19 protein-coding genes and 2 pseudogenes are annotated in these 24,593 nt (G+C 58.0%); 12 read left to right on the top strand and 9 right to left on the bottom strand.

The annotated features are described in order from the left end of the window. From tssJ to tssA, 8 genes are all read right to left on the bottom strand, one after another. Complete coding sequence (gene tssJ / locus Q3C01_RS40555) at window positions 1-507, bottom strand: type VI secretion system lipoprotein TssJ (protein WP_458150936.1); 507 nt, start codon at window positions 505-507, stop codon at window positions 1-3. Next, window positions 504-2,252, bottom strand: coding sequence for a type VI secretion system-associated FHA domain protein (locus tag Q3C01_RS40550; protein WP_458150935.1), 1,749 nt, complete (start codon window positions 2,250-2,252; stop codon window positions 504-506). The genes tssJ and Q3C01_RS40550 overlap by 4 nt, the downstream gene beginning before the upstream one ends. A 623-nt stretch (window positions 2,253-2,875) precedes the next feature. Then, a complete protein-coding gene (gene tssG, locus Q3C01_RS40545; RefSeq protein WP_458150934.1) occupies window positions 2,876-3,859 on the bottom strand; it encodes a type VI secretion system baseplate subunit TssG in 984 nt (327 codons plus the stop codon). Further along, entirely contained in the window at window positions 3,823-5,574 is a 1,752-nt protein-coding gene (gene tssF, locus Q3C01_RS40540; protein ID WP_458150933.1) for a type VI secretion system baseplate subunit TssF, read from the bottom strand. Before tssF ends, tssG begins: the two co-directional genes overlap by 37 nt. Before the next feature lie 4 nt (window positions 5,575-5,578). After that, entirely contained in the window at window positions 5,579-5,995 is a 417-nt protein-coding gene (tssE, locus tag Q3C01_RS40535) for a type VI secretion system baseplate subunit TssE (RefSeq protein ID WP_458150932.1), read from the bottom strand. A gap of 15 nt (window positions 5,996-6,010) precedes the next feature. Then, complete coding sequence (gene tssC / locus Q3C01_RS40530) at window positions 6,011-7,510, bottom strand: type VI secretion system contractile sheath large subunit (protein WP_458150931.1); 1,500 nt, start codon at window positions 7,508-7,510, stop codon at window positions 6,011-6,013. Between the two features lie 5 nt (window positions 7,511-7,515). After that, a complete protein-coding gene (tssB, locus tag Q3C01_RS40525; RefSeq protein WP_458150930.1) occupies window positions 7,516-8,007 on the bottom strand; it encodes a type VI secretion system contractile sheath small subunit in 492 nt (163 codons plus the stop codon). 34 nt (window positions 8,008-8,041) lie between these two features. Then, complete coding sequence (gene tssA, locus Q3C01_RS40520; RefSeq protein WP_458150929.1) at window positions 8,042-9,643, bottom strand: type VI secretion system protein TssA; 1,602 nt, start codon at window positions 9,641-9,643, stop codon at window positions 8,042-8,044. 847 nt (window positions 9,644-10,490) lie between these two features. On the opposite strand from tssA, the gene aepX reads away from it, so the two are divergent. The 10 genes and pseudogenes from aepX to Q3C01_RS40470 all read left to right on the top strand — a co-directional run. After that, window positions 10,491-11,348, top strand: coding sequence for a phosphoenolpyruvate mutase (aepX, locus tag Q3C01_RS40515; RefSeq protein ID WP_458150942.1), 858 nt, complete (start codon window positions 10,491-10,493; stop codon window positions 11,346-11,348). 296 nt (window positions 11,349-11,644) lie between these two features. Next, a complete protein-coding gene (locus Q3C01_RS40510; RefSeq protein ID WP_458150928.1) occupies window positions 11,645-12,835 on the top strand; it encodes a pyridoxal phosphate-dependent aminotransferase in 1,191 nt (396 codons plus the stop codon). 46 nt (window positions 12,836-12,881) lie between these two features. Next, a complete protein-coding gene (locus Q3C01_RS40505; protein WP_458150927.1) occupies window positions 12,882-13,682 on the top strand; it encodes a phosphocholine cytidylyltransferase family protein in 801 nt (266 codons plus the stop codon). Window positions 13,683-13,851: 169 nt separating this feature from the next. Next, window positions 13,852-14,451 (top strand): CDP-alcohol phosphatidyltransferase family protein, encoded by a 600-nt coding sequence (locus Q3C01_RS40500; protein ID WP_458150926.1) that lies wholly within the window; start codon window positions 13,852-13,854, stop codon window positions 14,449-14,451. Between the two features lie 36 nt (window positions 14,452-14,487). Next, complete coding sequence (locus tag Q3C01_RS40495; protein WP_458150925.1) at window positions 14,488-15,651, top strand: aminotransferase-like domain-containing protein; 1,164 nt, start codon at window positions 14,488-14,490, stop codon at window positions 15,649-15,651. Window positions 15,652-15,660: 9 nt separating this feature from the next. Next, window positions 15,661-16,152 carry a GNAT family N-acetyltransferase gene (locus Q3C01_RS40490; RefSeq protein WP_458150924.1) on the top strand — a complete coding sequence of 164 codons (492 nt, stop codon included), beginning with the start codon at window positions 15,661-15,663 and terminating at the stop codon, window positions 16,150-16,152. Between the two features lie 2 nt (window positions 16,153-16,154). Then, window positions 16,155-16,925: a class I SAM-dependent methyltransferase gene (locus Q3C01_RS40485; protein ID WP_458150923.1), complete on the top strand. Its 771-nt coding sequence runs from the start codon at window positions 16,155-16,157 to the stop codon at window positions 16,923-16,925. A gap of 60 nt (window positions 16,926-16,985) precedes the next feature. Next, on the top strand, window positions 16,986-18,362 hold the full coding sequence (locus tag Q3C01_RS40480) for an LLM class flavin-dependent oxidoreductase (RefSeq protein WP_458150922.1): 1,377 nt from the start codon (window positions 16,986-16,988) through the stop codon (window positions 18,360-18,362). A gap of 304 nt (window positions 18,363-18,666) precedes the next feature. Beyond that, window positions 18,667-19,866: an MFS transporter gene (locus tag Q3C01_RS40475; protein ID WP_458150921.1), complete on the top strand. Its 1,200-nt coding sequence runs from the start codon at window positions 18,667-18,669 to the stop codon at window positions 19,864-19,866. A gap of 44 nt (window positions 19,867-19,910) precedes the next feature. After that, window positions 19,911-20,691 (top strand): annotated as a pseudogene (locus tag Q3C01_RS40470) (IS630 family transposase); the annotation flags it as partial. Between the two features lie 298 nt (window positions 20,692-20,989). On the opposite strand, the pseudogene Q3C01_RS40465 reads toward Q3C01_RS40470, so the two are convergent. Beyond that, window positions 20,990-21,532 (bottom strand): annotated as a pseudogene (locus Q3C01_RS40465) (transposase); the annotation flags it as partial. Window positions 21,533-21,572: 40 nt separating this feature from the next. Between Q3C01_RS40465 and Q3C01_RS40460 the strand changes: the two are divergent. Together Q3C01_RS40460 and Q3C01_RS40455 are read left to right on the top strand one after the other, a co-directional pair. Further along, on the top strand, window positions 21,573-23,183 hold the full coding sequence (locus Q3C01_RS40460) for a DUF1592 domain-containing protein (RefSeq protein WP_458150920.1): 1,611 nt from the start codon (window positions 21,573-21,575) through the stop codon (window positions 23,181-23,183). 13 nt (window positions 23,184-23,196) lie between these two features. After that, the gene (locus Q3C01_RS40455) at window positions 23,197-24,528 is read left to right on the top strand and encodes a DUF1552 domain-containing protein (protein WP_458150919.1); all 1,332 of its coding nucleotides are present in this window, start codon (window positions 23,197-23,199) and stop codon (window positions 24,526-24,528) included. Window positions 24,529-24,593 lie beyond the last annotated feature (65 nt).

Here is a 24,593-nt window from a genome sequence, read left to right as displayed (position 1 = left end):
TCAGAAGATTTTCCACCAATTTTGGCTGGCTTCCACGCTGATCGCATGCGCCGTCAATTTCACCACAATCGTGTTGTCTCGGTCGGGTTTGATTTCGGCCGTCGATCGCCATTGTGCATCGTTCCCCAGTCGGAAACCCGCGATCACGCCGATATAGCGAGTGTCAATGGGCGTATTGCGCTCGAAATCGTATTTCTCGCCAGGCTTAAGTTCAGTCTCGCGCTTAGCTACCAAGTCCGGCCCGAGACGTTTGGCGTCGTTGTCGAACAGCTCGAAGAACTGCGCCTTGTCGAAAGTGGTCGTCGACTTCAGCTCATAAATGCGTACGACAACAGGCGACGGCTCACCGCGCGCGTTCTGATTGACCAGCGGATCGGCCTGGATGACGACTTTGATTGGCGTTGTTTTCAGGCTCTTATCGATCGAACAGCTGGCTCCTACGGCCGCCACCAGCAATGCTCCGCTAACGAGAGATCGCCGCTGAAGTTTGTACGGCGACACCATCATGTTGCCTTCCACTCGCTTGGGCCAGGTTCCGACAGCCACGAATCGTAGGCTCTCGCAAACTCTTCTGCGATAGAGGTGCGCACAGTCCGATCAATGTCATTGACCATCGATGCATGGAGCTCAACAAACCGGTCCCACAGCTTGGCCTTGTAGATGCGTGCGCCAAAGAGACCCTTATTGACGCCATCACTCTCGATCCGTTGTGGGCTCATATCTGTCAGGACATTGCTGACCCCCGCGCGCATCGCCGCTACGGCGGCGACCTCATGCGCCTTGATGTCGCAGAACGCTTCACGGACTGATCGGGAAAGCGGCAGCGAAGCGTGATCCTTCGCAAGCGCCTCGCGCAGCGCGCTATGACCGCTGTTCATGACCTTGAATACATTGTTGTCGCCTGCGTGCCCCCGCGCTGGCTCAATGTGGAGATCGCTTTTGACTATGGTCCATGCAGCCAGCATCAATTGCAGGCCGTCGGCCATTTCGGTGACCGCGCGGCCGAGTTCAGCGAGGACCTCCCGGCGCTGCGCCGACGGCAGACACCCCGGATCTACCCCCAGTGCGTTCCAGAGCTCCTGGAGTTCATCTGATTCTGCCGGCGACGCTGCGGTGGAAAGTGAGGCTGCAATGCGCGTTGTGTCGTGAACCGCGTCGATCGACGTCCGCGCAGCCCGCTCATTCACGACCGCCGACCCATCAGGCCTGCGTTCTCCAGGACGAACATCCGATGCACCGGGAGCGCTCAATGGCCCGCGATCGGTAGAAGCGGAACTCACCGGATCGGGCACGGCCTGAAGCGAGGCGCTTGGTGCGTCGAGGCGGGAATTCGTCTTTCGTAGCGGCGCGGGCGGCGGCACTGGGAACGCCCCCTCTCCCCGCAGCAGATCGCCAATGTCAAGGTCCTCTGGAATAATCGGTGCAGAGCGGCCAGTTGACGGTGCATTCCAGCTTTCGTTGAGTAGAGTGGTCGGCGGGAGCAATGGCTCATCAAACGAGATCTCAGCCTGCGGCAACGGAAGTGAAGGAGGTTCGCGCAGCCGCGCATGCGGGGACGGCATCTCCGTGTCGGCCACGCTCGAGTGTCGCGCCATCGGAGGCAAGTCCGCGAGCAGATCCGGCCGAGCTGGTCCCCCTTCCTTACCGGGTGCCTCGTCTTCAAGGAGGCACAATAGATCGCGCACTTGTGGTGAAACGACCGCCTGTAGCCCCTCTTGCGCAGCTGGATGGGAAGACGATCGACACGCGTCTATCCCGGTTAACGGATCGAGCGGAAGATCTGTATCCCTGCCCAACAGCCCGGGAGCCGTAAGGGGCACGTCAGGAAGCTCCTGGGCGACTGAAGGCGATGGCACCGTCGGCGTTGCGCCGCTGGTGCGCACGGCGTTCGAGCTCGTTAAGCCGAGCTGCTGACGTTTCTCGTCAGGATCGTACTCGATCGTGACCGAGATGATGTAGCTTGCCATGTATAATGTATCGCCATCGGCCAACGGCGCCGTATTGCCTCGCCCCAACGGCGCGTCGATGGTGTTGATGTAGACGCCGTTCGTGCTGGTGTCGGTGATAGAGAATCCGATACCGTTAAAAGCGATCTGCGCATGGCGTGCCGATAGAGTATTGGTTGGATCCGGCAGTTGCCAGTTGCAGCCTAGTCCCCGCCCGATTACGCCACCTTCCGGGCCGAACGTCCGTATTGCGTTTCGGCCCAGGGCTTGCGCGTTCTCCCCGATAATTTCGAGTATGAGATGCATCCCAGCCTTGTTCGACTTTGCTTTTTCAGCGCGCCTGCTATGCGCTCACCAGACCAGACTTGTGCGAGGCGCCAACGTGGCTACCTCCCTTGCACCTGTTCCTTGCACCACGTTGTGAGGTCGATCGACCGATTCGGCTTTCGTGCGCTCTCAAGCACGGTGAAGGACGCAGTGAGTTTTCCCTCTCAGAAGCGAGGTACACAGGTACGAGAGACGAAGAGCATCGCTTGTCTTGCTTGTCGGTCTGCACTTAAACCCTCTCTCGGCATTGCGGCATCCTGTTAGCAACCGCCGTGCCAACGGCGCTGACTCTTCAAGCCACTGATTGGCATCTGAAAAATAGGACGCCGCAAATCACGGCCGATGTTCTGAACGTGACAGAGGCGTGATGGCTGTTAGACACTGGACAAGCATCAACCTGGCGCCGAGCTCCGATATGACACCTTCATTTCGTCTCGCCAGAGACGCCGATCCTCGCGGGCTCGGCAGCCAATTCGGCGGTCGATGCCTGCTGCTCTACCGTCTGGGTTCGTCCTTTCTATGTGTCAAAGACGAAGGCTTGCCAGAAGCGAGCGCGCCGGACTTCAATACATCGAACCTGCCGAATGAACTTGCGATGACAATCACAACAGGACTGAGCTCTCGGTCGCCTTGAGAGGCTCGATCAATGTCGTCCAGCCCAATTCTCCTTCACCGAGAAGCCATTCCGGCATCTCTCCGGGCGCCAGTTCTAGCTTGAGATCCCAGGCTAGCGGTTCGCGCAAGATGGCACTTATAAGACGGCAAAGGATGGCGTGGGCCTCGCGAGCGGGCAGCAGCGACAAAAACTGCCGCTTGCTGAGCGGACCGAGGCACAACCGAAATTTGCCCATTATGTCCGGCATCGTTTCGCCAGCGACAGTATCAAAGCCGAGCTGTATACCAGGGCTACCCAGACGCCACAGCGCTTCCTGCGGAATATCGATTTCGCGCCAAATGAATTCTTCTACCCGGGCTGGAATGCCCGAATGGCTCGAAATTACGCCGGCTAAGAGCGGTGCCGATCGGTTGTACAAGACAAACTGACCTGCATGAGGCAGCAGCCGGACCCGCCATTTCCGTTCATCAGCTGTGTTTTCCGCAGGCATGAGCCCAAAGAGCGCACCGACCAGCACCGATATCGCATCAGTTGCTCCCTCCTCGAACCGCAAATGGTGGCGATAGTACTTCCAAATTTGCAGCAGCAGACTAATCAGACGGTGATTGAAAAAGTCCAAAAATTGGCCGAGCGCTCCAGGGGCGTCCCCGTGCATGACACGTTCGGTGTAAGAAGGGGGCAGCGGCGACGATGGGCCGTGGAGCCCCAGGAAATTGACGAACACTTCCAGCCGCTCGCCGGCGTTGACTTGCCTGATCTCCGCGATCTCGTCTGCGGGAAAGCCGAGCATGGGCGCCGCGCGGAAGCGCACCACCTCGCGCGCGGGATCATCGGTGGATCCGATTGGGGGAGCATCGCTGAAGCGCCGTTCAAGAAGGGCTGCAAGAGAGAAAAATCCGTAAGCCGCGAGCTCCTTGACATCGTCGGGCGCCGTCAGAACGGCGTGATCTTTCCGCTTCTCGCTGGCCATGTGTAGTGCGCATTGCTTTCCGTGCCGCGGACCGAAAACCGGTGCAGCATGTTGATGCCGGCGAAGGTGGCGAGGAAGGCGTCGAGTACCGAGCCCAGCAGGAATAATTCGCCCTCGCTGCCGATCTTGCTGTCGGCCACGGAGAGTTCGATGTTGCGCATTCGGATCGGGGCGCCGCGCACCACATGATCGGTATCGGTGGTCACGAAGCGGTCGAGGCCTTCGAGTAACAGCTCCAGGCGACGGCGCGCCTGAATATCGTACACCGCACGGAAATCGTAGCTGGAAATAACAGTCCGCAGCGCATCGATATTGACCATGGGTCCGTAATTGCGCGCCAGATTAGCCGTCAGGCGGCGCAATAGGCCGTCATTGATCGGTGGTGGCACCTCTGCGACGACGGCGGTAATATTGGAGAAGGTCACCGAGCGAGGCGTATCGGAGGAAGGCTGATCCACCGCACCAACCGGCAGCCGCTCGGCGATGGGTCCGTTGGAACAGGTCAATCGAAGCGAGACGACATCGATCGGTGGATGTTGGGTGATGTCGAGCCGATCAACGAAACTCACATAGTGATCGATGCCCCGGCCGATCACTGCGGGGCGAATGCGCTCACGAAAATAAGCCCGGCTGCGACCGGCCCCGGGCAGATCGTGGCGCAATAGACCGAATGGCTCGAACTCAATGCGTTCGGGATGTCCTTGCATGTGGCCGGTCACGCGATCGACAGAACGGATGCTGAAATTCGGTCCCCCCGAGGAAAGCACGCGGTATTCGGTTTTCTTACGCTCGATGCGGATCGGTGACGCCTCATGAGCGAAGACATTGATGGCTGGCGTGCAGTTCAAGCGAATCTGATCCTTGCTTAAGCGCAATTGCGCGGGGAACGGACGATGAAATTCGATACTTAGCTTGCACTCGCTCTCCGTCTCGGTCGCGACCGGCTCGAGACCGAACAATTCGACGTAGAGGAATTTGGAGGGATAAGTCAGATATTCCTGAATGATCCGGAATCCTGAGAAGGCGTTCGATGGCCAAGGCAAAACCGCCTCGTCATCGCCAAAACCGACTGGCGCGATTTGTGTTGGCCCAATGATGGCGACGACCTGTTGATCCCCCACGGTGAGCGTCGCGCCCGTGACGTGACGGCACAGCCAGGTCAATAGAGAGCGACCCACTTGCGGCTCGCGCTCAGTCGAAAAGAAGAGCCGCAGCCGGCCTTTCCGAAGACATGACAGGTTTTGCCGACCGGTTGCCTTGATAGTTAGGGTAAGGCGAGCCGAACTCGTCCGGTTCTCAAGCTCGACGTCATTGATCTCCAGTGGCAGCACGTCAATTGGGTAGCAGGTGACAAACGCGCAACTAGTTCCCTCAATCGGACGCGAACGCACGCTTGTGCCAGCAGGAACGTTCACGCTCCCAACACTCGCCGATGGCTTCACGGCAAACGTCAGCGTCGTGATGGGCGGCAGCGGTTGGAGATATTGTGGCCATACCATCCGCAACAGGTCATGGACGAGTTCTGGGAACTCGTCGTCGAGCTTCTGACGTAGCCGCGCCACGAGGAAGGCGAAGCCTTCCAAGAGCCGCTCTACGTCCGGATCGGTCGCATTCCGCCCGAGAAAGGGAGCGAGCTCGGGACTAGCCTGGGCGAAATCGCGGCCAAGCTCGCGCAAATAGGACAGTTCATCTTCGTAATATGGGTTGAGGGCCACCGCTTCAGTCCCTCAAGAGGACGCGCCTGTCGTCGCTCAAGATCGTGTCGAACGAGACACGCTGGACCTGGTCGTTAAAGTTCACCATTGCGGTTACGTGGAACGTCAGCTGTAACGGCTTGCCGGGATCGACATGGAAGCGGATCGAAACATTCCCCAATCGGGGTTCGAACGTCTCGATCTCCTGCTTGAGCATGCGAGCGACCGCGCGAACCGCATCGATGCCCTGCCCGATCGCATCGTTTAGATCGGGCATGCCATAGTCGGGCCGCGTCTCGCAACAGCCCTGGCGCGAGTTCAAGATCCGGCGCAGGTTTTCTAGGATACTCGCTTGGAGCCGGGCGAACGAAAAATGGTTCTGTGACGGAACTAAGGTCACGGCAGCTTCTTCCAAGCGCTCAATCAGACTGCGGTCGAACATCCCGTGCCCACGCCTTTATTGCTTGTCGAGCCTACCCTTTAGCGTCAAAGCAAAATCCGCGCCCATGTACTTCAGGTGCGGGACGACGGATATGCCGACGCGATACCAGCCCGGTTCACCTTCGACATCTTCAACGTCGATCTCCGCCTTACGCAAGGGACGGCGCGAGCGGACATCTGCCGACGGATTCTGTTGATCGGAAACATACTGGCGGATCCAGTTGTTGAGCTCGCTCTGCAGCTCTTCCCTGCTCTTCCACGAGCCGATGTTTTCACGCTGCAGCACCTTGATATAGTGTGCGAACCGGCTGATTATGAACATATAGGGAAGTTGGGTACCAAGTTTGTAGTTGAGCTCGGCTGTCTTCCCTTCCTGGGTATTGCCGAAATACTTCGGCTTCTGCACGGAATTGGCCGAGAAGAAAGCTGCGTTGTCCGAGCCCTTGCGCATGGTCAGGGCAATGAAGCCCTGTTCGGCGAGCTCGAACTCGCGCCGGTCCGAGATAAGCACCTCCGTGGGTATTTTACCTTGCAACTGCCCCATCGACTCATAGGTATGCAGATTGAGGTCCTCCACCGCCCCACCTGACTGGGGGCCGATGATGTTTGGACACCAGCGGTACTTGGCGAAGCTTTCGGTCAGGCGGGTTGCAAAAGCAAAGGCGCCGTTAGCCCACAGATAGTTGTCTGTCTCGCCATCCGAAGCTTCCTGGTAATTGAAACTCTTTACTGGAACCGTCTCAGGTCCATAGGGCAAGCGCAGCAGGAAGCGCGGTAGCGTCAAGCCGAAATAGCGAGCGTCCTCGCTTTCGCGGAACGAATTCCATTTGGCATATTTCGGTCCCTCGAAGATCGATTGCAGGTCCTTGAGATTCGCAATCTCCTCATGTCTTTCGATGCCGAACATCTCAGGCCCGGCTGAGGCAATGACAGGCGAATGCGACATAGCACCCAAAGCGCTCATGTACCGCATGAGCTTGACGTCCTGACTCAAGTTGCCAAATTCATAGGCTGATATCATGGCTGCGACGGGCTGGCCGCCAAATTGGCCAAACTCGGCTGTGTAGACGAGCTTGTACAGACCGGACTTTACGATCTCCGGGCTGTCTTCGAAGTCGGTGAGCAGTTCGTCCTTGCTGACGCTAAGAAGTTCTAACTTAATGTTCTGACGGAAGTCGGTTCGGTCGACCAAGAACTTGAGGCCGCGCCATGCCGCCTCGAGCTTTTGGAACTCATCGGCATGCAGAACAGCGTCGAGCTGAGCCGAGATCTTGCGATCGATCTCCGCGATCATCTGGTCGATGAGCGAATTGTTGACCTTCCCATCGGCCCGGCCCGGTTTAATCAGCTCGGCAACGAAAGCCGCGACACCCCGGCGAGCGAGTTCGTACCCCTCGTCGCGTGGTGTGATTTTGGTTTCGACGAGAACCTGATCAAGCAGCGAAAGCTCAGTGGTCGGAGTGGTGACTTCGGCGGTTTGCTGTGCGCTTGCATTACTCATGGCACCGTCGCTCATGCTGCTTACTCCGGCTTGCTGGTGAGCTCGCCAAGTAGCCGCGGCCTAGCGCCGTCGTCTTCCAGCAGATTCTGGATGGCTTTGCGGAAGTTAGGCACGTTGCCAAGCGGGCTTTTCAGAGCGATCAGAGCTGCGCGTAATTCGGTCAACGCGCGAACTTCTGAGATTTGTTGCGCGACACGCTCTGGCTCGAAATCCTTCAGGCTCTCAAACTTCAGCGTTACCGACAGCTTGCCGGCCTCAGGCGATTCGTCGAGCTTGTTCTCAGCCAAGATGTCTAGGCTTAGTTCCTTACCTTTGACAATCTCGTTGAAGTTGTCCTTGTTGATATCGACGAGTTCTCGGTTCTCAATGGGACAGTCATCGACCCGCCCGGTGAAGTCGCCCAAAACCATCAGCTTGAGCGGCAGCTCGACATCTTCCTTGAGATTGCCGGTTGCCGGCTTGAAGCGGATATTAACGCGCTCCTTCGGAGCGACCGAGCTTTCCTGTGCCATACGAGCTCCCATTAATCCTTTGGCTCTGACGAACTCAGCCGTGACCTAGGCGGCTCGCCCGCGCGATGTCGATCCGTGCCGCTCGGGTTCGGATCTGTTCCAGCGCGAGGCGACGGCGAGGCTCGTCGATCATCTGTTGCGACTCGGAATGGGTCATTGCGCGGAAGCGCAGTTCGGCAGCCTCAAGCGCAAGCGCCGGCTCCCAACTTTCCAGGTCGCGCTTAGCGACAACCCCTTCAATGTGCTCGAGCAGCGGCACGGCGGTCGTGACGAATCCGTTCTCGACGCAGAAACGTGCTTGCGCAAGCTGGCCGACGAAACGCGCACGTTCGCCGGTCGCGCCATCCAGCGCACGCGACAGCCTCTCCAGCGCCGCTTGCGGCTGCCCGCCGCCGATGAGCTTGTATGCGTCCGCGACCGCTTCCTCCACGAGATCAGGGCTCGTGGTCACGTCTATCACCGCGGCGGCCCAGGCACGCGTTTCGTCATCTGCAAACGGCCTGCCGTTGTTGAAATGAAACTGCAAGATCCGCGGATAGCGTGTAACCAGCATGGTCACCGCTCCGCGTACCACCGTGGCCGCCGTTTCAAATGACGACCCCATTTGCTCCAGCGCCTCGGCAGCATGCCGGTGAGCGTCGAGCCAGAACGGTCCCGTCCAGGCGACCTCTTCGGCCAAATTCACGACATCGGCCTGCTGACCGGCCACCACTTTTGCTTCTAACGCGACGATGCTATCGGCGGGCGGAAATACCTCGGTGCGGCCCCCCGAATCGGGCGGGAGCGCGTCGAAACGCATCCACGAGCCGACGCGATTGAGGAGATAGGACTTCGGGTTTGCCGGCGAGGCGACGCGCATGGCGGCAGCTGCCTGCCGGAGCATATCCGGCAAACGCTCCGCAAAGTCCGCCCAGTCATCGACGCCGGCCTCTAAAGCCAGATCTGCGGCCGCCTGTTGAGCCCCCCCAGCCGACGGCACAGCCTCCACTGGCGCGGCCGAGGTCTCTTCGACACCGGCCGCCTCAGCCACGCGATCCGCTGCCTCGGCGGCCGCGCATTTGGCTTCCTCGTAATGCGGCTTCAGCACCCGGAAAAGCTCACCCAAGGCAACGTGCTCGTTGACCAATTTCTCGCCAAACTGGCGATCGAGATCATCAAGCGCTTCATAGGCGGCAAGCACCGCAGGATAATCGGCTTCAGTCGCCGAATTTTCAGCCACCGCCGGCCCAAGGCGACCGACGAGCCAATCGACCGCTCCAACCCGTGCACGTTCTCGCTTGATCGGGGGATAGAGTCCTTTCCAATGTGCGTCCACCATGCCGCGCAAGATTGTTAATCCGACGGCAAGACCCTGATATCCCTCGAGGCGAAAGAGACCATAGACAGCCCAACAGGCAATCAGAATGTCTTTTGACTGGTTCGCCAAGATATGAAGCGACAGCGTACTGACCTTTCGCCAATCAACCGCGGCTGGCCCGTCGGCATCCATACGCCGCACCTCGGCACCGAGCTGCTCAAAGTCGGCGGCATCACGGACGTCAGCACCGGCAGGCACGGCGCCCGGCACGGCCGCGGCGCCGTAGAGAGCGCGCGCGTCGGTGGCTCCACGAGCCGCTATGCCCGTGTGTCCGGTCACGTTGAAAAACTCGTGCGCGGACACGCATCGAAGCGCGTAGCGGCGTTAGAGCGGTCGAATTCATATCCGCCGCTTCCAGTGAACTGAGAAGCGTCAATCTTGTATGCCATCACTCCGACTCGTTATGGTGGCGATGCTGGATAACATCCACCTTTCAAGGCTCGTGCCAATTGTGGGTGCTTGATTTGTAAGAACATCTGCTCGTGTCGACCCGACAGCCTGTCGCAACTTCGACAGTCGTCATCGAAGATGAGCTCGACCTCACCGGTGCTTGCTCAGGGGAGTTGCTGAGAGATCCGTAGAGAAATCCCTAGCTCCAGGTTTGCTCCTGAAACACTGATTCACGGCAACTATTGTGCATGTTGAGGTGGCACCGTGATCCGAGTCAACGGCGAGAGCCCCATGCGTTAATTCGACCATTCGAACGGCTCGACCAACCCGAAAGGTCCTACAATGTGAGGAACCTAAGGGCTTAGCGCCCCGCCCGAGGCTCCAACAGAGAAGACTGTCACGATCGGACATTGAAGCAGCGATGACAGAATCGGCGGGCAAATGGACACCGATCGAACGTATGTTTTTCAGTTCTGCTCCCAACGATCGCACGCTTCATGATTGTCAGGACGGCACTCGCGACGCCATGCATCAAATTCGACCGCGACATAACATTTTTGCGCCTCAGTCAACTACCAACGCTAGCAATTGATCTACATGACAGAAGCGTGTCACCTGTCGTTTGATGAACGTCGGTAGGTCCAACGTGACCTGCAAGGAATTCGGCATGCAACATCAACCACAGTATGTATTCGATAACAGACCTAGCCGGTCGGCTGTTTCGTCGTCCGTAGAAATGCTGCGCGCTCTGGTCTGCTGCAATAGCGAGCTCTCGTTCCTCATGGAAGCGCATGACGGACTCTCCGCCGCGATCGCCAAGCGTGCAGGATTCGAAGGTCTTTGGGCGTCGGGCCTGTCGATTGCCACCTCTCTCGGCTACCGCGATGCCAACGAAGCTTCATGGAGCCAGTTCGTCGACGTTGTCGAGCGCATCGTGGACTCGGCCGAGCTTCCTGTGCTCGTTGACGGCGATGGCGGCTTTGGGAACTTCAATAATGCACGCCTCTTGGCACGCAAGCTCCGTCAGCGTGGCGCAGCCGGCATCGCACTCGAGGACAGCTGTTTTCCAAAGACAAACTCATTTGTTGGCGAGAGGCATCTCCTCGCCGATATCAATGAATTCTCCGGCCGTCTGCGGGCCGTGAAGGATACGGTTGCGGACGAGCTGGTCCTCGTTGCTCGGACCGAAGCCCTGATCGGCGGCTATGGAATGGATGAAGCACTTTTGCGCGCTCACGCTTACGCTGACGCGGGAGCCGATGCGATTCTCATCCACTCACGACAGAGCAGCGCGGACGAGATCCTTTCGTTTGTGAGCGCCTGGCAGAACCGACTGCCGGTCGTCATCGTTCCTACCAAATATTTCCGAACACCGGTCTCAGCGTATCGCGATGCCGATGTCTCGACGGTGATCTGGGCGAACCACTCCATGCGAGCAGCAACGGCAGCAATGCAGAAAGTCTGCGATGACATCATGACCGAGGAAAGCATTGCCGGCGTTGAGCCGCGTATCGCGACCCTCGACGAGATCTTCGCGTTGTTGGGGTATGACGAACTCGCTCGTGCGGAAGCGCGATATCTGACTCCCCTATGACCTACGGAAGTTGTTTCTCATGCACAGAACAACAGACTCGTTAGAGAATGCTGCCATGCAACCGACTGCCCGATCGCCACGGTTCCCCTTGTACGACTCGTTTTTTTGCTCTTCCGACATTGGAGATATGGCACCTCTTAGATGGTCGCTCTGCGCATTTCCACCCGTTGGCTCCATCTCGGAGAACGACCGACGCGGAACATAACTCCTTCGTTTGAGGTCACTTTTCGACAAACTTCCCGGCAGACTCTACGCCACCGCGGCAACCAGCGGCATTTTGGATCGAAGGAAACGGCATGTTGGCGCAACGGACAGCCTTGCTCAAACCGTCGGGCACCGCCGCGGCGAGGGCCACTGCCAAGGCAGTTGCCGCGAAGGGCAAGGAAATTATCGATTTAACTGCCGGAGAGATCTGGGCCGATGTAGCACCATCGGTGCGCGAGGGTGCAATCGCCGCGATCAGCCGCAACCTCAACCGCTACACTGACACGATCGGTCTGATGGAGTTGCGCCATGCCCTAGCTTACAAGATTTCCGCCGAAACCACGCAACCCTGGTCGGCTGACGAGATCGCGGTGACGAGTGGCGCCAAACAAGCGCTCTTCAATGCGGCTATGGCTCTTCTGAATCCCGGGGACGAAGTCCTCATCCCCGCCCCCTACTGGACTACGTTCCCGGCCCAGATTGTCGTTGCCGGCGGCAAGCCGGTCTTTATCGAGACCAGACATAACAACTATGTCCCGAGGCTTACGGACCTCGTGGCGGCCATTACGTCAAAGACAAAGGCGATCGTAGTCAACACGCCGAATAATCCGACCGGCGCTATCTACGACCGCGACATTCTTGCTGGCATTGCCGAAATCGCCATGGACCGGGATCTTTGGATCATTTTCGATGAATGCTACGGAGCTTTCGCCCATGCCCCACATACCCATCATCCGGTCGTTTCTGTCGTCCCCCAGGCACGCGATCGCACATTGATTATCAATTCGTTTTCCAAGTCGTTGGCCCTTACCGGCTGGCGGATTGGTTATCTCGCCGGCCCCAAGGTGGTCATCAGTGCGGCTAAGGCGCTACAAAGCCATACAACGTCCAATCCCAATGTCATTGCACAGCATGCGTTGCTCCATTACCTGGAGCGCGGTGATCCCTCGTTCCAACTGCAGTTACAGAACCACGTCGCGAACGCACGAGCGCGCGGCCTGTCGATTCTTTCAGAGCTGAAATCGGTGCCCTCGCCCGCTGCGCAAGGTGGATTTTACTTCTATCTTGATCTTACCGAATTGCTGCGGCGCGCCAAGCGCGATGGTCGCGAAATCAATGCCGATGACGTTGTTAATGCCTTGCTGACGGATGCGGGGGTCGCAACTGTTTCCGGCACCGCCTTTGGCGACCCTGCCGGGATTCGACTCTCCTACGGCATCAATCTCGAATTGCTCGACAAAGGCTTGCAACGACTGACCGCAACTCTGAACACTTGGAACTGAATGATCGGTTCCGCCCCGCTGCCTGCAATCGAAGACGGCCAACATCATGCCAGACACTCCAAGCCAAGCCGTCATTCTTGCAGCGGGACTCGGCTCACGCCTGCGACCTCTAACCGAGACACGGCCAAAGCCACTAATCGAAGTACATGGTACGCCGATTTTGCACAACGCGCTCGGCAATCTCGCTGCTCTCGGCGTTTCCGAAACGACCATTGTCGTCGGTTATCGAAAGGACGACATCACGGCATCCTGCGGCGACGCATACGGCAGCATGAAAATAACCTACGTCGAATCTTCGGAATTCGAAAACACCGGCAGCGCGTATTCGCTCTGGCTCGCGCGCGACACCTTAATGAATGGCGACATATTCCTGTTGGAAGGTGATGTCATTTTCGAAAGTTCTGCGCTGTCTCGCCTGCTCGATCATGAAGGCGATATCGCAGCGGTCGACGTCTTCGATGAAATGATGACCGGCTCGGCCGTGACCCTATCTGAGGACGACTACGTGCGGGAATTCCGTTTGAACCAAAGCAGTGCGGACCTATCAAAGGACCCACTCTACAAGACCATCAACCTCTTCCGCTTCGGCGGGGACACGCTGAAGGATCATCTCGTTTCGCGGTTAGATGCCCTTTTCGCCTCCGGGGGCGGCACGGCCTATGTCGAACAGGTTCTTGCCGGCTTAATCGCTGACGGTAAGCTGAGGATTAGGGCAGCGATCTGCGATGACCTGAAATGGTTTGAGATCGACAGCGCGGCAGACCTTCGCATAGCCGAGCGAATTTTCCGCAGTCAGAGGCCGCGTCCTACTGGCAGACTGAATGGCCCTGTAACGACGTCAAAGTGATCATGAGCAGTCAATTCGGACATGCCACGCCGCGCGCTGTGACGGTGTCCGCCGAAAGATCAACGGATACGGAGGAGGTGCGCGCCGATGATGCGACTTCGCTACCGCATCACCGCCGTTCCTCAGCCCCGATGTTTTGGCATCAGATTGCTTGTCGCGTGGGGCTCCAATGATCCGGCAGCTTCTCGATCCGGCCAACGCCGTGACTGCAGTCGGTCTCGTGCTCTCGGCCATCGGTATCAACGTTACGATCGCGGGTCTGCCAGAGATCGGCGTAGCCATCGTGCTCTGGGCGTTGCTGGCTGATCACCTCGACGGCGTCGTGGCGCGCCGGATGCAAGGCCGCCGGATTGAGACAGGGCAGGTCGGCAAGAATCTGGATTCTCTCGCCGACTTGGTGAGTGCCGGGGCCTTTCCCGCAGTAACGTCAATCATCATCGGCCATGGCTCAACGATCTCAGTTGCTGCGGGAGCGATTCTCCTTGTAGCCAGCGCCTTGCGGTTAAGCTACTTCAATGTGTTCGGATCTCCAGGCGGCCGGTTCATCGGAGTGCCAACCACCTACGTGGTACCGGTAACGGCGATGATGTTCTTGTTCCGCCCGGATATTCCAGAGGCGATCTTTCCGAACCTGTTTGCGTTCGTCCTCGTCGTTCTTGCTGTCTTGCATGTTGCGCCCCTCCGAGTGCCCAAGACGGCTGGCGTCATGTATTTCGTCATAACCGCGTTCTGCGTTGGGGCATCCATCATATTGGCAACGAGAACATAGACGAATTGCTGCCAAGATAACTGTTTGGAGGAATGGATGCCTGACTCTAGCCTGAAGTTTTCGATCGACCTGACCACCGCCCTACCGCCCGCACCGCACATTATCCGCGAAGCGCTCGAACAGGCGTTTCAGGAGATTTGTCACTCGGATACGACCGCAGTGAATATCCGCCGCAACCGTCCGGGCGGAGCAAAGGAAGACGTTGAAGCCGGATCGCGCTGGCTTCGTGGCCGTTTTGGCGAAGAACTCGACCCCGAACGGATTGTTGTGACAAATGGCACGCAGAGCGCGCTGAACCTAGTATTTGGGATGATCGAGCCGGGAGCAACCCTGTACACCGAATCAGTTACTTATGCCGTATTGAGGCAACTCGCGACACGCGCTGGGTTGAGGCTGGTCGGTCTACCGGTTGATCAAGAGGGAATAATTCCCGAAGCCCTTGAGGATGGCTGTCTCGGAAGATCGGGCCAGCGAGTGTTGTTTTGCAATCCTACGGTCCACAATCCAACGACTGCGGTAATGGGAAGGGCCCGGAGAGTCCGCCTCGCGGAGACGTGCAGGAGACTTGGGATTACGGTTATTGAGGACGACGTACTAGGCTTTCTGCATCCCGATGCCCCGCCCCCCATAGCCGCATTTGCGCCGGACATTACGTGGTATTGCATGAGCGTCTCGAAGTGCTTTGCGATGGGTTTGCGATTTGCCTATCTACTCGCGCCTAGCGCTACACGCGCGCGGGAACTGGTGTCGCCGGTACAGAGATTATCCTGGTGGTTTCCAAACGCTCTATCCGCTCTCACAATAAACCACTGGATACGCGCCGGTCTTGCGCAGAAAATCATCGGTGCCGTAAGGACCGAGATTCGCGAACGTCATGCGATCGCATCCGAGATCTTGACGGCTGCCGAGTACGTGACGAAGTCCGGCTCCCTCCACATTTGGATGCCGTTGCCGGACTGTATCGAGCAGCAGACGCTTGTGGACGCCGCAAAGACGTGCGGCATTCTCATACGTCCTGCAAAAGTGTTCGCTGTCAACGACTCTAGAATTCCAAACGCGGTCCGCGTGTCGCTGACGGCGCCGCCGACCACCAACGACCTCGTCGTTGGGCTCTCAATACTGGACAAAATCCTAGGCCGAGAGATCCACAAGACGAGGCAGGGTCCAGCCGATGCCGTGCCTCTGAAGGCACACGGCTAAGGAGTGGATATGCACACAATATCAATGATGCGCGTTCCACTTGCAGCCGTTATCCCGCTGCGAGCATCAGAACTTCGACCGAAAAGACACCCCAGGGACACGATTTCGCCCGGCGATCTTCTAGCAGACAGCATTCACGTGGCTGCGGGATCGCAAGATCGATTCCTTGGGGTTGCGTCGGCTGTTAGAGAGCCGGCGCCTCCCCCATTGGACAGCACTGCCGCGTGGCGGATTCGAGGGGTCGCAGTTGTCAGCGAGTTGCGCGGAACGGGACTTGGGCGCCAACTGGTCGAAAGCGTATGCAATCTGATCACGGACAGTGAAGTCTCAGTCTGGCTTTATGCACAAGAGCGCGTCAGCGGCTTCTACATAAAACTCGGGTTTGCACTGGTTATTACCCGCGTACCGCATCACATCTCCGGCCTTGTCGGGCTATATGAGCTGAAGCGCGGTGATCGGGAAGAAACCAGCTCAAAACAGCGACGCAGCCGGAGGGCTTGACGATGGATAGTGCGATCCAGTGGGGTGATTTCACGACGAGCGCTCGCGACTACAGCCAGCGCCCGCCGCACTCTCCAGAACTTCTGAAAACATTATCTTCAGGTCTCCAGATAGAAAAGAACCGGCGGAACGTGGTTGATTTGGGCGCAGGAACCGGGAATTTGACAGCGACGCTGGTATCGCTGGACCTTGAAGGATGGGCTATCGAGCCAGAGGCTGTGATGCACGCCGAGGCGCGGCGTCTTGGTCGCGGAGACGACTTGTTTGAATGGCGCACCGGGGCGGCTGAAGAAACTGGGTTGGATGACGAGAGCGCGAGCTGGATCTTAATAGGAAACGCGTTTCAATTCGTCGAACCCCAACGGACGCTCAAGGAATGTAACCGCGTCCTTCGACGGGGCGGCTTTCTTACCGTGCTCTGGAACCCCAGAGATTTCGTGGTCGATACCTTTCAGCGTTCTATCGATGAGCTCGTGCGCGCGTCTTCATCTGCAATCTCTCAGACGTTTACAAACGCCGAGAAGGCCATCGAGCCTATCAATAACTCGTCGTACTTTAAGCCCTTCATATATTGCGATCGCCTGGATTGGCACGAATTGTCACCGGAGACCTTCATGGCGACTTGGCGATCGGCTCACTACGTTCCGAGCCAAATTGGACGAACGGCATGGGTAGCTCTTCTGGAAGAAATTCGCGCTCGGGTCGGCAGGGTTCAATCATTAAGGACGGCCTGGCGGACAAGAGCTTGGACTTACAAAGTGTCTAAAAGCTAAAGAGCCGGCGCGACAGTTCAGCACCCTCTAGCAGAGTCCCTACCGAGCATGAGGACGACCATGATGCCCAAGCAAACACGCCACATCAAGTTAGGTCTGTTCCTGCTAGTTGACGGTGTCCACGAGGCCGCCTGGCGTCATCCGGACGCAATGTCGGGCCAGGGGATGGCGTTCAAGCGCTATCTGGACATCGTGACGGCCGCGGACCGTAACTTCTTCGACCTCGTCTTCCTTGCTGACAGTCTCGGCATCACTTCAGACAATGTCCCAATGATCAGCCGCAGCGCGCGAACGGAATGTTATGATCCGATTGTTCTTCTTTCAGCTCTAGCGCCGTTCACAAAGGCTATCGGCCTGGTGGCAACTGCTTCCACGTCCTATAATGATCCCTATCAAGTCGCACGCAGATTTGCCTCGCTCGATCATCTAAGCAATGGACGCGCTGGATGGAATGTCGTTACCTCGGCGAGCAAATTCGAGGCGCTGAATTTATCCAATGACGATCTTCCGCCCCATGAGACCAGATATCGTCGTGCTCGGGAGTTCGTCTCGGTTGTCAAGGGCCTATGGGATAGCTGGGACGACGATGCCTTCGTCCGCGACAAGGAATCAGGAATCTATTTTGATCCGAGTAAGATGCATGTGCTTGGGCATCGAGGGGAACTCTTCTCCGTCCGTGGCCCTTTGAGCATTCCCAGATCCCCACAGGGTCATCCGGTAATTGTTCAAGCTGGATCTTCAGAAGACGGTCAGGATCTGGCGGCCGCATCGGCCGAGGTGGTGTTTACCGCCCAGCAGAATCTCGCGGGCGCGAGAGAGTTCTATGCAAACCTGAAGGCGCGGCTCCAGCGCTATGATCGCAGCGAAGACGAGCTCATTATCATGCCCGGTATATTTCCAGTAGTTGGGCGAACCCAGCGCGAAGCCGAGGATCGCTTTGAAAGCTTGCAATCTTTGCTGCATCCGGAAGTGGGCATTCCTTTCATTAGCCGCATTCTCGGTGGCGTCGATCTGTCTGGGCTTACTCTCGACGACCGGCTCCCGTCAGTTATCAATGAGACGAATTCAAGCAAGAGCAGGCAGAAGCTGCTCGTCGACAGCGCCAGTCGCGAATCTCTAACAATCGGACAGATGATCAAGCGATTCGCTGGCGCTCGAGGTCATCTGCAAGTCGTGGGCACCGCTACAACGATTGCCGATTGTATCGAAGAGTGGATCAGCGCGCGAGCTGCAGACGGTTTTAATGTGATGCCGCCGTTGCTGCCGGGCTCCATAAACGAGTTTAAGGAGTTAGTGATCCCGGAACTGCAACGTCGCGGCCTGCTCCCTTCTGCCATCCGCGCGGGCACTTTGCGTGAGAAGCTGGGTCTGCGGCATCCTCCTGATCTGTCGCACGTTTATGCAGGTCATCTTGCTAATCGAGCGGCCGCTACATAGTCGGATCGAACCATAGAACTAAGGATGTTTGACATGCGCACGCGAACGCATCCACCTCGAACGATTGCTGTTACCGTATGACATGAAGTGTAGAAGCGTCACGAACGTTCGAGATGATGGGACGCAAAAATGTTTGCCAAATGCAGCGACGGCCACATCGCCCGACCATCACGGTGGTTTGCGTCCGCCGCGTTGTGCTGGAGAGTTTCAAAGTCAGGCATTTTGCTGGAGAGCGAGGCTCGTTTACCTGATGCGTGCCCGACAAATGTTGCGCCCACCTCATACCAAAAGGCCACGTTGTCGTATGGCGCCTGCAAACAAACGACCGATTGTCTCAATCCCGGTGCTCGGGCTTCTTGGAGGTCTTGGGCCGCTCTCCACCCACATCATCGTTCCCGTCTTGCCGATGATAGCCGACGATCTCCATGTGCACGCGGCTGAAGTACAGATTGTCCTGAGCTTGTACCTGGTTGGACTAGCCGGCGGCCAGCTCTTTCTCGGAGCTTTGTCGGATAGCATGGGGCGCCGCCCCATTCTGCTGTTCGGACTACTCATCTACTCCGTGTCAACCGGGGCAGCGATCCTGGCGAGTGATCTACTTCAGCTCTGTGCGGCACGATTTATCCAAGGATGCGGAGCATCCGCCGGTGTCGTTTTGGCGCGGGCCATGGCCAGAGATGGATTTGGCGCTCTGGATACCTCGCGGCGGCTTGCAATCCTCAGCGTTGTCGTCTCGTCTATGCCCGTCGCCTCTCCGCTCGTCGGCCTTCTGATTGCCCACTTGGGCGGGTGGCGAGCGAACTTTCTGTTTCTTTGTGGGCTTTCAGCTTGCTTATTGGCATACACAATCTCACGTGTTGCTGAGACAAATCCCTGTGGGGATGCCAAGCAAGGGCACTATCCCAAAGCGAAGCGAATAGTATTCTTTGGCCGGATTTCAGGGGAGTTCTTGGGCTTTTCAATCGCTGGAATTGCCACGACCGCGAGCATGTATGCGATCGTCGGCGCCTGGACGGGCATGTTTGTCGAGACGCTTCAGTGGTCTGCGACGATCGCCGGCGTATTCTATGGGCTATTGATGTTGTCTCATGCTGCGGGCGCTATTTCTGCTCAACATCTCTCAGTCGCGACCACTTTGCTTCAAGTGGCGCGGAGGACGAATGGCCTGGCCATAGTCTCCGCGTTCATGTTGTTACTGGTGACGTTCTTTGGTCTCGTAAGCACCCTGACGATCTTGGTTCCTTCGGTGTTGTTCGCCTTTAGTGCTGGGCTGATAAACCCATTCACCTTGTCGAAGGCACTGAGCGCAGACGAACAACGCGTTGGCACTGCCTCCGCCGTTTATGGTTGTGGTCAAATGCTTTTTGGAGCCTTGTGCGCAGCCCTGCCAAGTCGCCTTTTGATTTCGCCGGCCGCCGGCGCGGCATTGGTCACGCTAATCTCGGCCCTGTGTGGCCAGCTGGCGCTCGCCCGTGTCGGAAGATCGGATTCGGCTTGCCCTTGATCACAGTTGACGCGGGCGCGGATAGTTCTTTTGACGGCGGCCGGACCAAGGAAGTTAAGGTCCAGCCATGGATCGTCAGCCTTCGGCATCGCTATGCCGGACCATGGCCTTGAAGGTTTGAAGGACAAGCCGCAGCCTGGCAAGCAGCCGATCTATACGAAGACGACCGACAAGCGAATTCTGAAGCTGTTGGACAAGCCACCCCCGGAAGGGTTTGCGCGCTGGACCGGCCCTTTGCTGGCCGAGGCGCTGGGCAATGTTGACGTCCAATATGTCTGGCGGTTCCTCACAACCACAAGATTGACTTGGCGGTTCGCAAGTCCTGGTGTGAGAGCAGTGACCCGAACTTTACGGCCAAAGCCGCCGATGTTGTCGCCCTCTATGTTGCCCCGCCCGCAAAGGCCATTGTGCTGTGCGTGGGACGAGAAGCCCTCGGTCCAGACTTTGGAGCGAGCGCAGGGTGAAATTACTCAATGGCCGCGCCTTGACCGGCCAGAGCAACGATTACAAACGGCATGGCACGACAACATTATTTGACGCGCTCGAAGTCGCCACCGGAAAAACTCACCCCAACGTGCAATTTCATTTCACGCCGACAAGTGCGTCCTTGCTCTCGATCAGGTCGAGGTTTGGTTTTCAATCTTGCAGACGCAGTCACTTAACGGCACCTCCTTCACAAGCCTCAAGCAACTGCAGGATCCCATCGATACCTACGTCAACGCATACAACGACAGAGCCGAGCCCGTCGTCTGGATCAAGAAAGAGGTCCGTCAACGACGTTTCAAAGGCCGCCGTATCGATCAGCGGATACTAGCGAGCAGGTAGAGGGCCAAGAACTCAGCGCAGGAACTGCTCCACGGAAACCTTCACTCGGTCCATTCGGTGCAGGCGAAAGATCTCCCGACGGAAACGAGTGCTCGAACCTGTGAATCTGTGCCGCGTCGGAGGAAAAGCAAGTTCGAAAACTCCAGTTTCCGGCGGTCCAAAGAATGGTCTCAGTCCAACCGAGTGATGGACTCTACCAATTCTTGGAGGAGATGGCGGAGCTCAGGTCAGTTAGAAACTCCTTGAGGCTGATATCCATAGGAATGGGCCTCGTCTACGAGGCTGGCAGGAAGGGGCGGCACCATGTGGAGAAGAAGGTCAAGCTGGCGTCGGCAACCTTGCGACGGACCAGAAGACCCCGCGTCCATTCCCCGACAAGGTCGTCGTTGTATTCACTGGCTTCGAGATCTGCCACTCAAGATAGGCCTAGTCATGCCAGCGCGGACCTTTGGTCCCTTCGCCGGACAACAGGCGGCGCCAGGCCTTCTTGGAAAGCCTCCGCGCGATTGCGGAGGCGGCGCCGGCGGAAGCCTGCTGCTTGCCCCAAGAACGGAACACATTATTGGAAGCGACACCCAGAAAATAACTTGCCTTACGCAGCAGGGTTTCGATCTCTTCCGTGCCATACACGCTGTCCGCCGCTACGAACGAGGAGGCACCTTTGCGGCGAGCGCGCGAGCGATCATTCGATGCGCAGTCTTGGGCTTCGTCGCAAAGCCAACATCGCTCGGGACATGCGCCGCGTTCAGGCGAGCGGGGTCGTCCGTCCATTCCTTGGCAGGTAGAGCGCCTGATCGATGAAAGCATGGCCATGCCGCGACACATACCACGCACTCCGGCCGCGCCGGGGATGTAGATCCATTTTTGCGGTTCGAGCGTCCTTGGTTGCGGCAGCAATGGTCTCCGGCGCACTCGGCATTGCGTCAGCCGCGGCTGCCACCAATGCCCAAGTGGTGAGCATGAGACGCCTGACTCAGGCGGAGTATCGGAACTCCATTGCCGATATTTTCGGCAAGGAGATCGAAGTGCGCGGCTCATTTGAGCCCACGTTCCGGGTTGGCGGCTTGCAGGCCGCCAGCACCTCCGTGCTCTCAGTGACACCCGTCGGCTTTGAATCTTTCGTTGATATGGCGGACGGCATTGCGGTCCAGGTGACCGGGGAAAAATACCGCGGCAAGCTGTCTTGCGCGCCCAAGGCGTCCAAAGAGCCAGATGATGCCTGCACAACCCAGATATTGAGTCATTATGGCCGGCTCCTGTACCGTCGCCCCTTGAGCCAAGACAAGATCAAGGGCGCGGTCGTTCTGAGCCACGGCCTCGCCAAGTCGCAGAACGACTTCTATGCCGGGCTGCGCTATGGCTTGGCTAGCTTGCTGCAGGCGCCGGATTTCGTATTCCGCATCGAAACCGCAGGGCTAGTCGGCAACAAGCAGTGGGCGCTGGACGGTTACAGCCGGGCGACGCGCCTTAGCTACCTGATGTGGGACACGACACCCGACGCCGAACTGCTGCAGGCGGCCGAGAAGGGTGAGCTGAATACAGCCGGCGGCCTTGAGAAGCAGGTCGACCGCTTGATGTCTTCGCCGCGTCTGGACGTCGGGATGCGCGCATTCTTCAATGACATGCTGGAGCTCGACAATTTCGACACTGTCTCCAAGGATAGCATCCTTTATCCCAAGTGGAGTTCAGGCATTGCCGATTCTGCGAAGGAAGAGACGCTGCGCACCGTCATTGATCTGACACTGCATAGCAACGGCGACATGCGCGACCTGATGACCACGCGCAAAACCTTTCTCAACCGCAACTTGGCAGCCAACTATCAGCAGCCGTTCCAATTCGAGGGCGAATGGATGCCCTATGAATTTCCGGTCGATTCCGGCCGCAGCGGCGTTCTTACTCAGGCAAGCATGCTAGCCATGTTCTCCCATCCAGGCCGGAGTTCACCCACGAAGCGCGGCGTGGCGGTGATGGATATTTTCCTGTGCGAGCCCACGCCCACGCCGCCGGCCAATGTGGATTTCTCAGTGGTCAATGATACCAGCGGCCCTTTAAAGACAGTGCGCGAGCGCTTGATGGCGCATGCCACCAACAGCACTTGCGCATCCTGCCACAGCCACAGCGATCCTATCGGCCTAGCCCTTGAGGGCTTTGACACCGTTGGTCAGCGCCGCACGATGGAGAATGGAGAGTTGATTGATCTTTCGGCCTCGATAAAGGGCAAGCATTTTGTTGGCGCCGCTGGGCTTGGCCAATTCCTGCACGACGATCCCAAATACACCGCCTGCCTCGCGCGCAAGGTGTATTCCTATTCCCGTGGCGTGAACAGCGAAAATGTCCCCGCCTCGGCCTTCAAAGCTGCGTACCAGGCCTTCGCGGATTCCGGTTTTCGCTGGCGTTCACTGCTAAAAAGCATGGTCGAGGACAAGGATTACTTCGGCGCGCCTGCGCCTTCCCCCGGAACAACAGCTCCGCCCCACGGCGCGGTCCGGTAGATAGGAGCCAACCATGAAGATTGCTCGCAGATTTCTGCTCCGCGGCACATGCCAAGGTGCTTTGGCCGTCATGGGCCTGCCGTTTCTTGATTGCTTCCTGGACAACAACGGCAAGGCTCTCGCCGCAGGACGGCCGCTTCCGACCCGCTTCAACACCTTCTTCTACGGTCTGGGCCTGACCAAGCAGTTGTGGATTCCCAAGACGGGCGGCAAGAACTATGAGATGACCCCTCAGCTGAAGCCGCTGGAGGTGTTTCGCAGCAAGTTGAATGTGTTCAGCGGGTTGCACGTCCCACTCGATGACAATCCCAACTATCCGCATTGGTCCGGCGCCGCGGCGGCCGTCACCGGCATCTCCCCCACGAAGATGTACGAGTTCGAATCCAAGACCATCGACCAGCAGATCGCTGACGTCATTTCACCTGGGACTCGCTTCAAGTCGATTTCTGCGTCTGCCGCCGGCGATCCGAAGCAAAGCATGTCAAGTCTGGGTGGGGCAAACACGTTACCGGCTGAGGCGTCACCGCTTTGGCTTTATACGCGCCTGTTCGGGCCGGGCTTCCAGGATCCGTCCAAGGAGGACTGGAAACCGGACTCCCAGATCCTGATCCAGCAAAGCGTGCTTTCGGCGGTCGCCGACAACCGCAAGCTCCTCATGCAGAACCTCGGTCCCGCCGATCGGGCCCGCATGGACCAGTATTTCACTTCGGTGCGCGAGGCTGAATTGCAGGTGGCCGCGGAGCTGCAGCGACCCGAAATCCAGGCCAGGGTCGCCATTCCTTCCGCGCCCGCCGAGATGGTGTGCAACAATGCCCTTCCCAACGTTCGCAATGTAACCCCGTTCATGGCGCGGCTTGGAGCATTGGCGCTCGCCACCGACCAGACCCGAGTGTTCAACCTCAGTATCTCGAAACCCGAATCCGAGCTCTTCGTCCCCGGCGACCCCTTGGGGTATCACCTGACCACTCACGAAGAGCCTATCGATCCGGTCCTTGGCTATCAGCCGCGGGTTGCGCAGTTTAATGTCGACAATATGGAGCTGTTCGCGATGCTCCTGAAAGAGTTGGACGCTGTGCCCGAAGGAGACGGCACCATTCTCGACCACAGTTTGGTCCTTGCTTTCACAGATCAGAGCTTCGCCAAGGTCCACCTTGTTGATGGCCTTCCCATCTTTTTGGCCGGCGGCGCCAGCGGCCGGATGAAGACAGGCTATCATGTCGCGGGCGACAACAGCCCAGCGTCGCGCGTCGGCCTGACGCTTCTGAAGGCGATGGGCGTGTCGCAGGACGTCTGGGGCAAGGGCTCCATGGAAGTCAGGCGGCCTTACACCGACCTGCTCACATAGTCGTATCCGTTCATCCATCACGAGTGGACCGTCGCAGCGATTGGGGGCGTTTGTTCGTATGCCTG

This window comes from Bradyrhizobium sp. UFLA05-109 (genome assembly GCF_054185165.1).
The sequence above is the reverse complement of the archived record's forward strand: the minus strand, read 5'-3'. Positions and strand labels throughout refer to the sequence as shown.

Excerpts from the sequence above, each read along its gene's own strand:
- tssJ (WP_458150936.1), bottom strand. The coding sequence starts at position 507 with ATGATGGTGTCGCCGTACAAACTTCAGCGGCGATCTCTCGTTAGCGGA.
- Q3C01_RS40550 (WP_458150935.1), bottom strand. The coding sequence starts at position 2,252 with ATGCATCTCATACTCGAAATTATCGGGGAGAACGCGCAAGCCCTGGGC.
- tssG (WP_458150934.1), bottom strand. The coding sequence starts at position 3,859 with ATGGCCAGCGAGAAGCGGAAAGATCACGCCGTTCTGACGGCGCCCGAC.
- tssE (WP_458150932.1), bottom strand. The coding sequence starts at position 5,995 with ATGTTCGACCGCAGTCTGATTGAGCGCTTGGAAGAAGCTGCCGTGACC.
- tssC (WP_458150931.1), bottom strand. The coding sequence starts at position 7,510 with ATGAGCGACGGTGCCATGAGTAATGCAAGCGCACAGCAAACCGCCGAA.
- tssB (WP_458150930.1), bottom strand. The coding sequence starts at position 8,007 with ATGGCACAGGAAAGCTCGGTCGCTCCGAAGGAGCGCGTTAATATCCGC.
- aepX (WP_458150942.1), top strand. The coding sequence starts at position 10,491 with ATGCTGCGCGCTCTGGTCTGCTGCAATAGCGAGCTCTCGTTCCTCATG.
- Q3C01_RS40510 (WP_458150928.1), top strand. The coding sequence starts at position 11,645 with ATGTTGGCGCAACGGACAGCCTTGCTCAAACCGTCGGGCACCGCCGCG.
- Q3C01_RS40505 (WP_458150927.1), top strand. The coding sequence starts at position 12,882 with ATGCCAGACACTCCAAGCCAAGCCGTCATTCTTGCAGCGGGACTCGGC.
- Q3C01_RS40500 (WP_458150926.1), top strand. The coding sequence starts at position 13,852 with ATGATCCGGCAGCTTCTCGATCCGGCCAACGCCGTGACTGCAGTCGGT.
- Q3C01_RS40495 (WP_458150925.1), top strand. The coding sequence starts at position 14,488 with ATGCCTGACTCTAGCCTGAAGTTTTCGATCGACCTGACCACCGCCCTA.
- Q3C01_RS40490 (WP_458150924.1), top strand. The coding sequence starts at position 15,661 with ATGCACACAATATCAATGATGCGCGTTCCACTTGCAGCCGTTATCCCG.
- Q3C01_RS40485 (WP_458150923.1), top strand. The coding sequence starts at position 16,155 with ATGGATAGTGCGATCCAGTGGGGTGATTTCACGACGAGCGCTCGCGAC.
- Q3C01_RS40480 (WP_458150922.1), top strand. The coding sequence starts at position 16,986 with ATGATGCCCAAGCAAACACGCCACATCAAGTTAGGTCTGTTCCTGCTA.
- Q3C01_RS40475 (WP_458150921.1), top strand. The coding sequence starts at position 18,667 with ATGGCGCCTGCAAACAAACGACCGATTGTCTCAATCCCGGTGCTCGGG.
- Q3C01_RS40455 (WP_458150919.1), top strand. The coding sequence starts at position 23,197 with ATGAAGATTGCTCGCAGATTTCTGCTCCGCGGCACATGCCAAGGTGCT.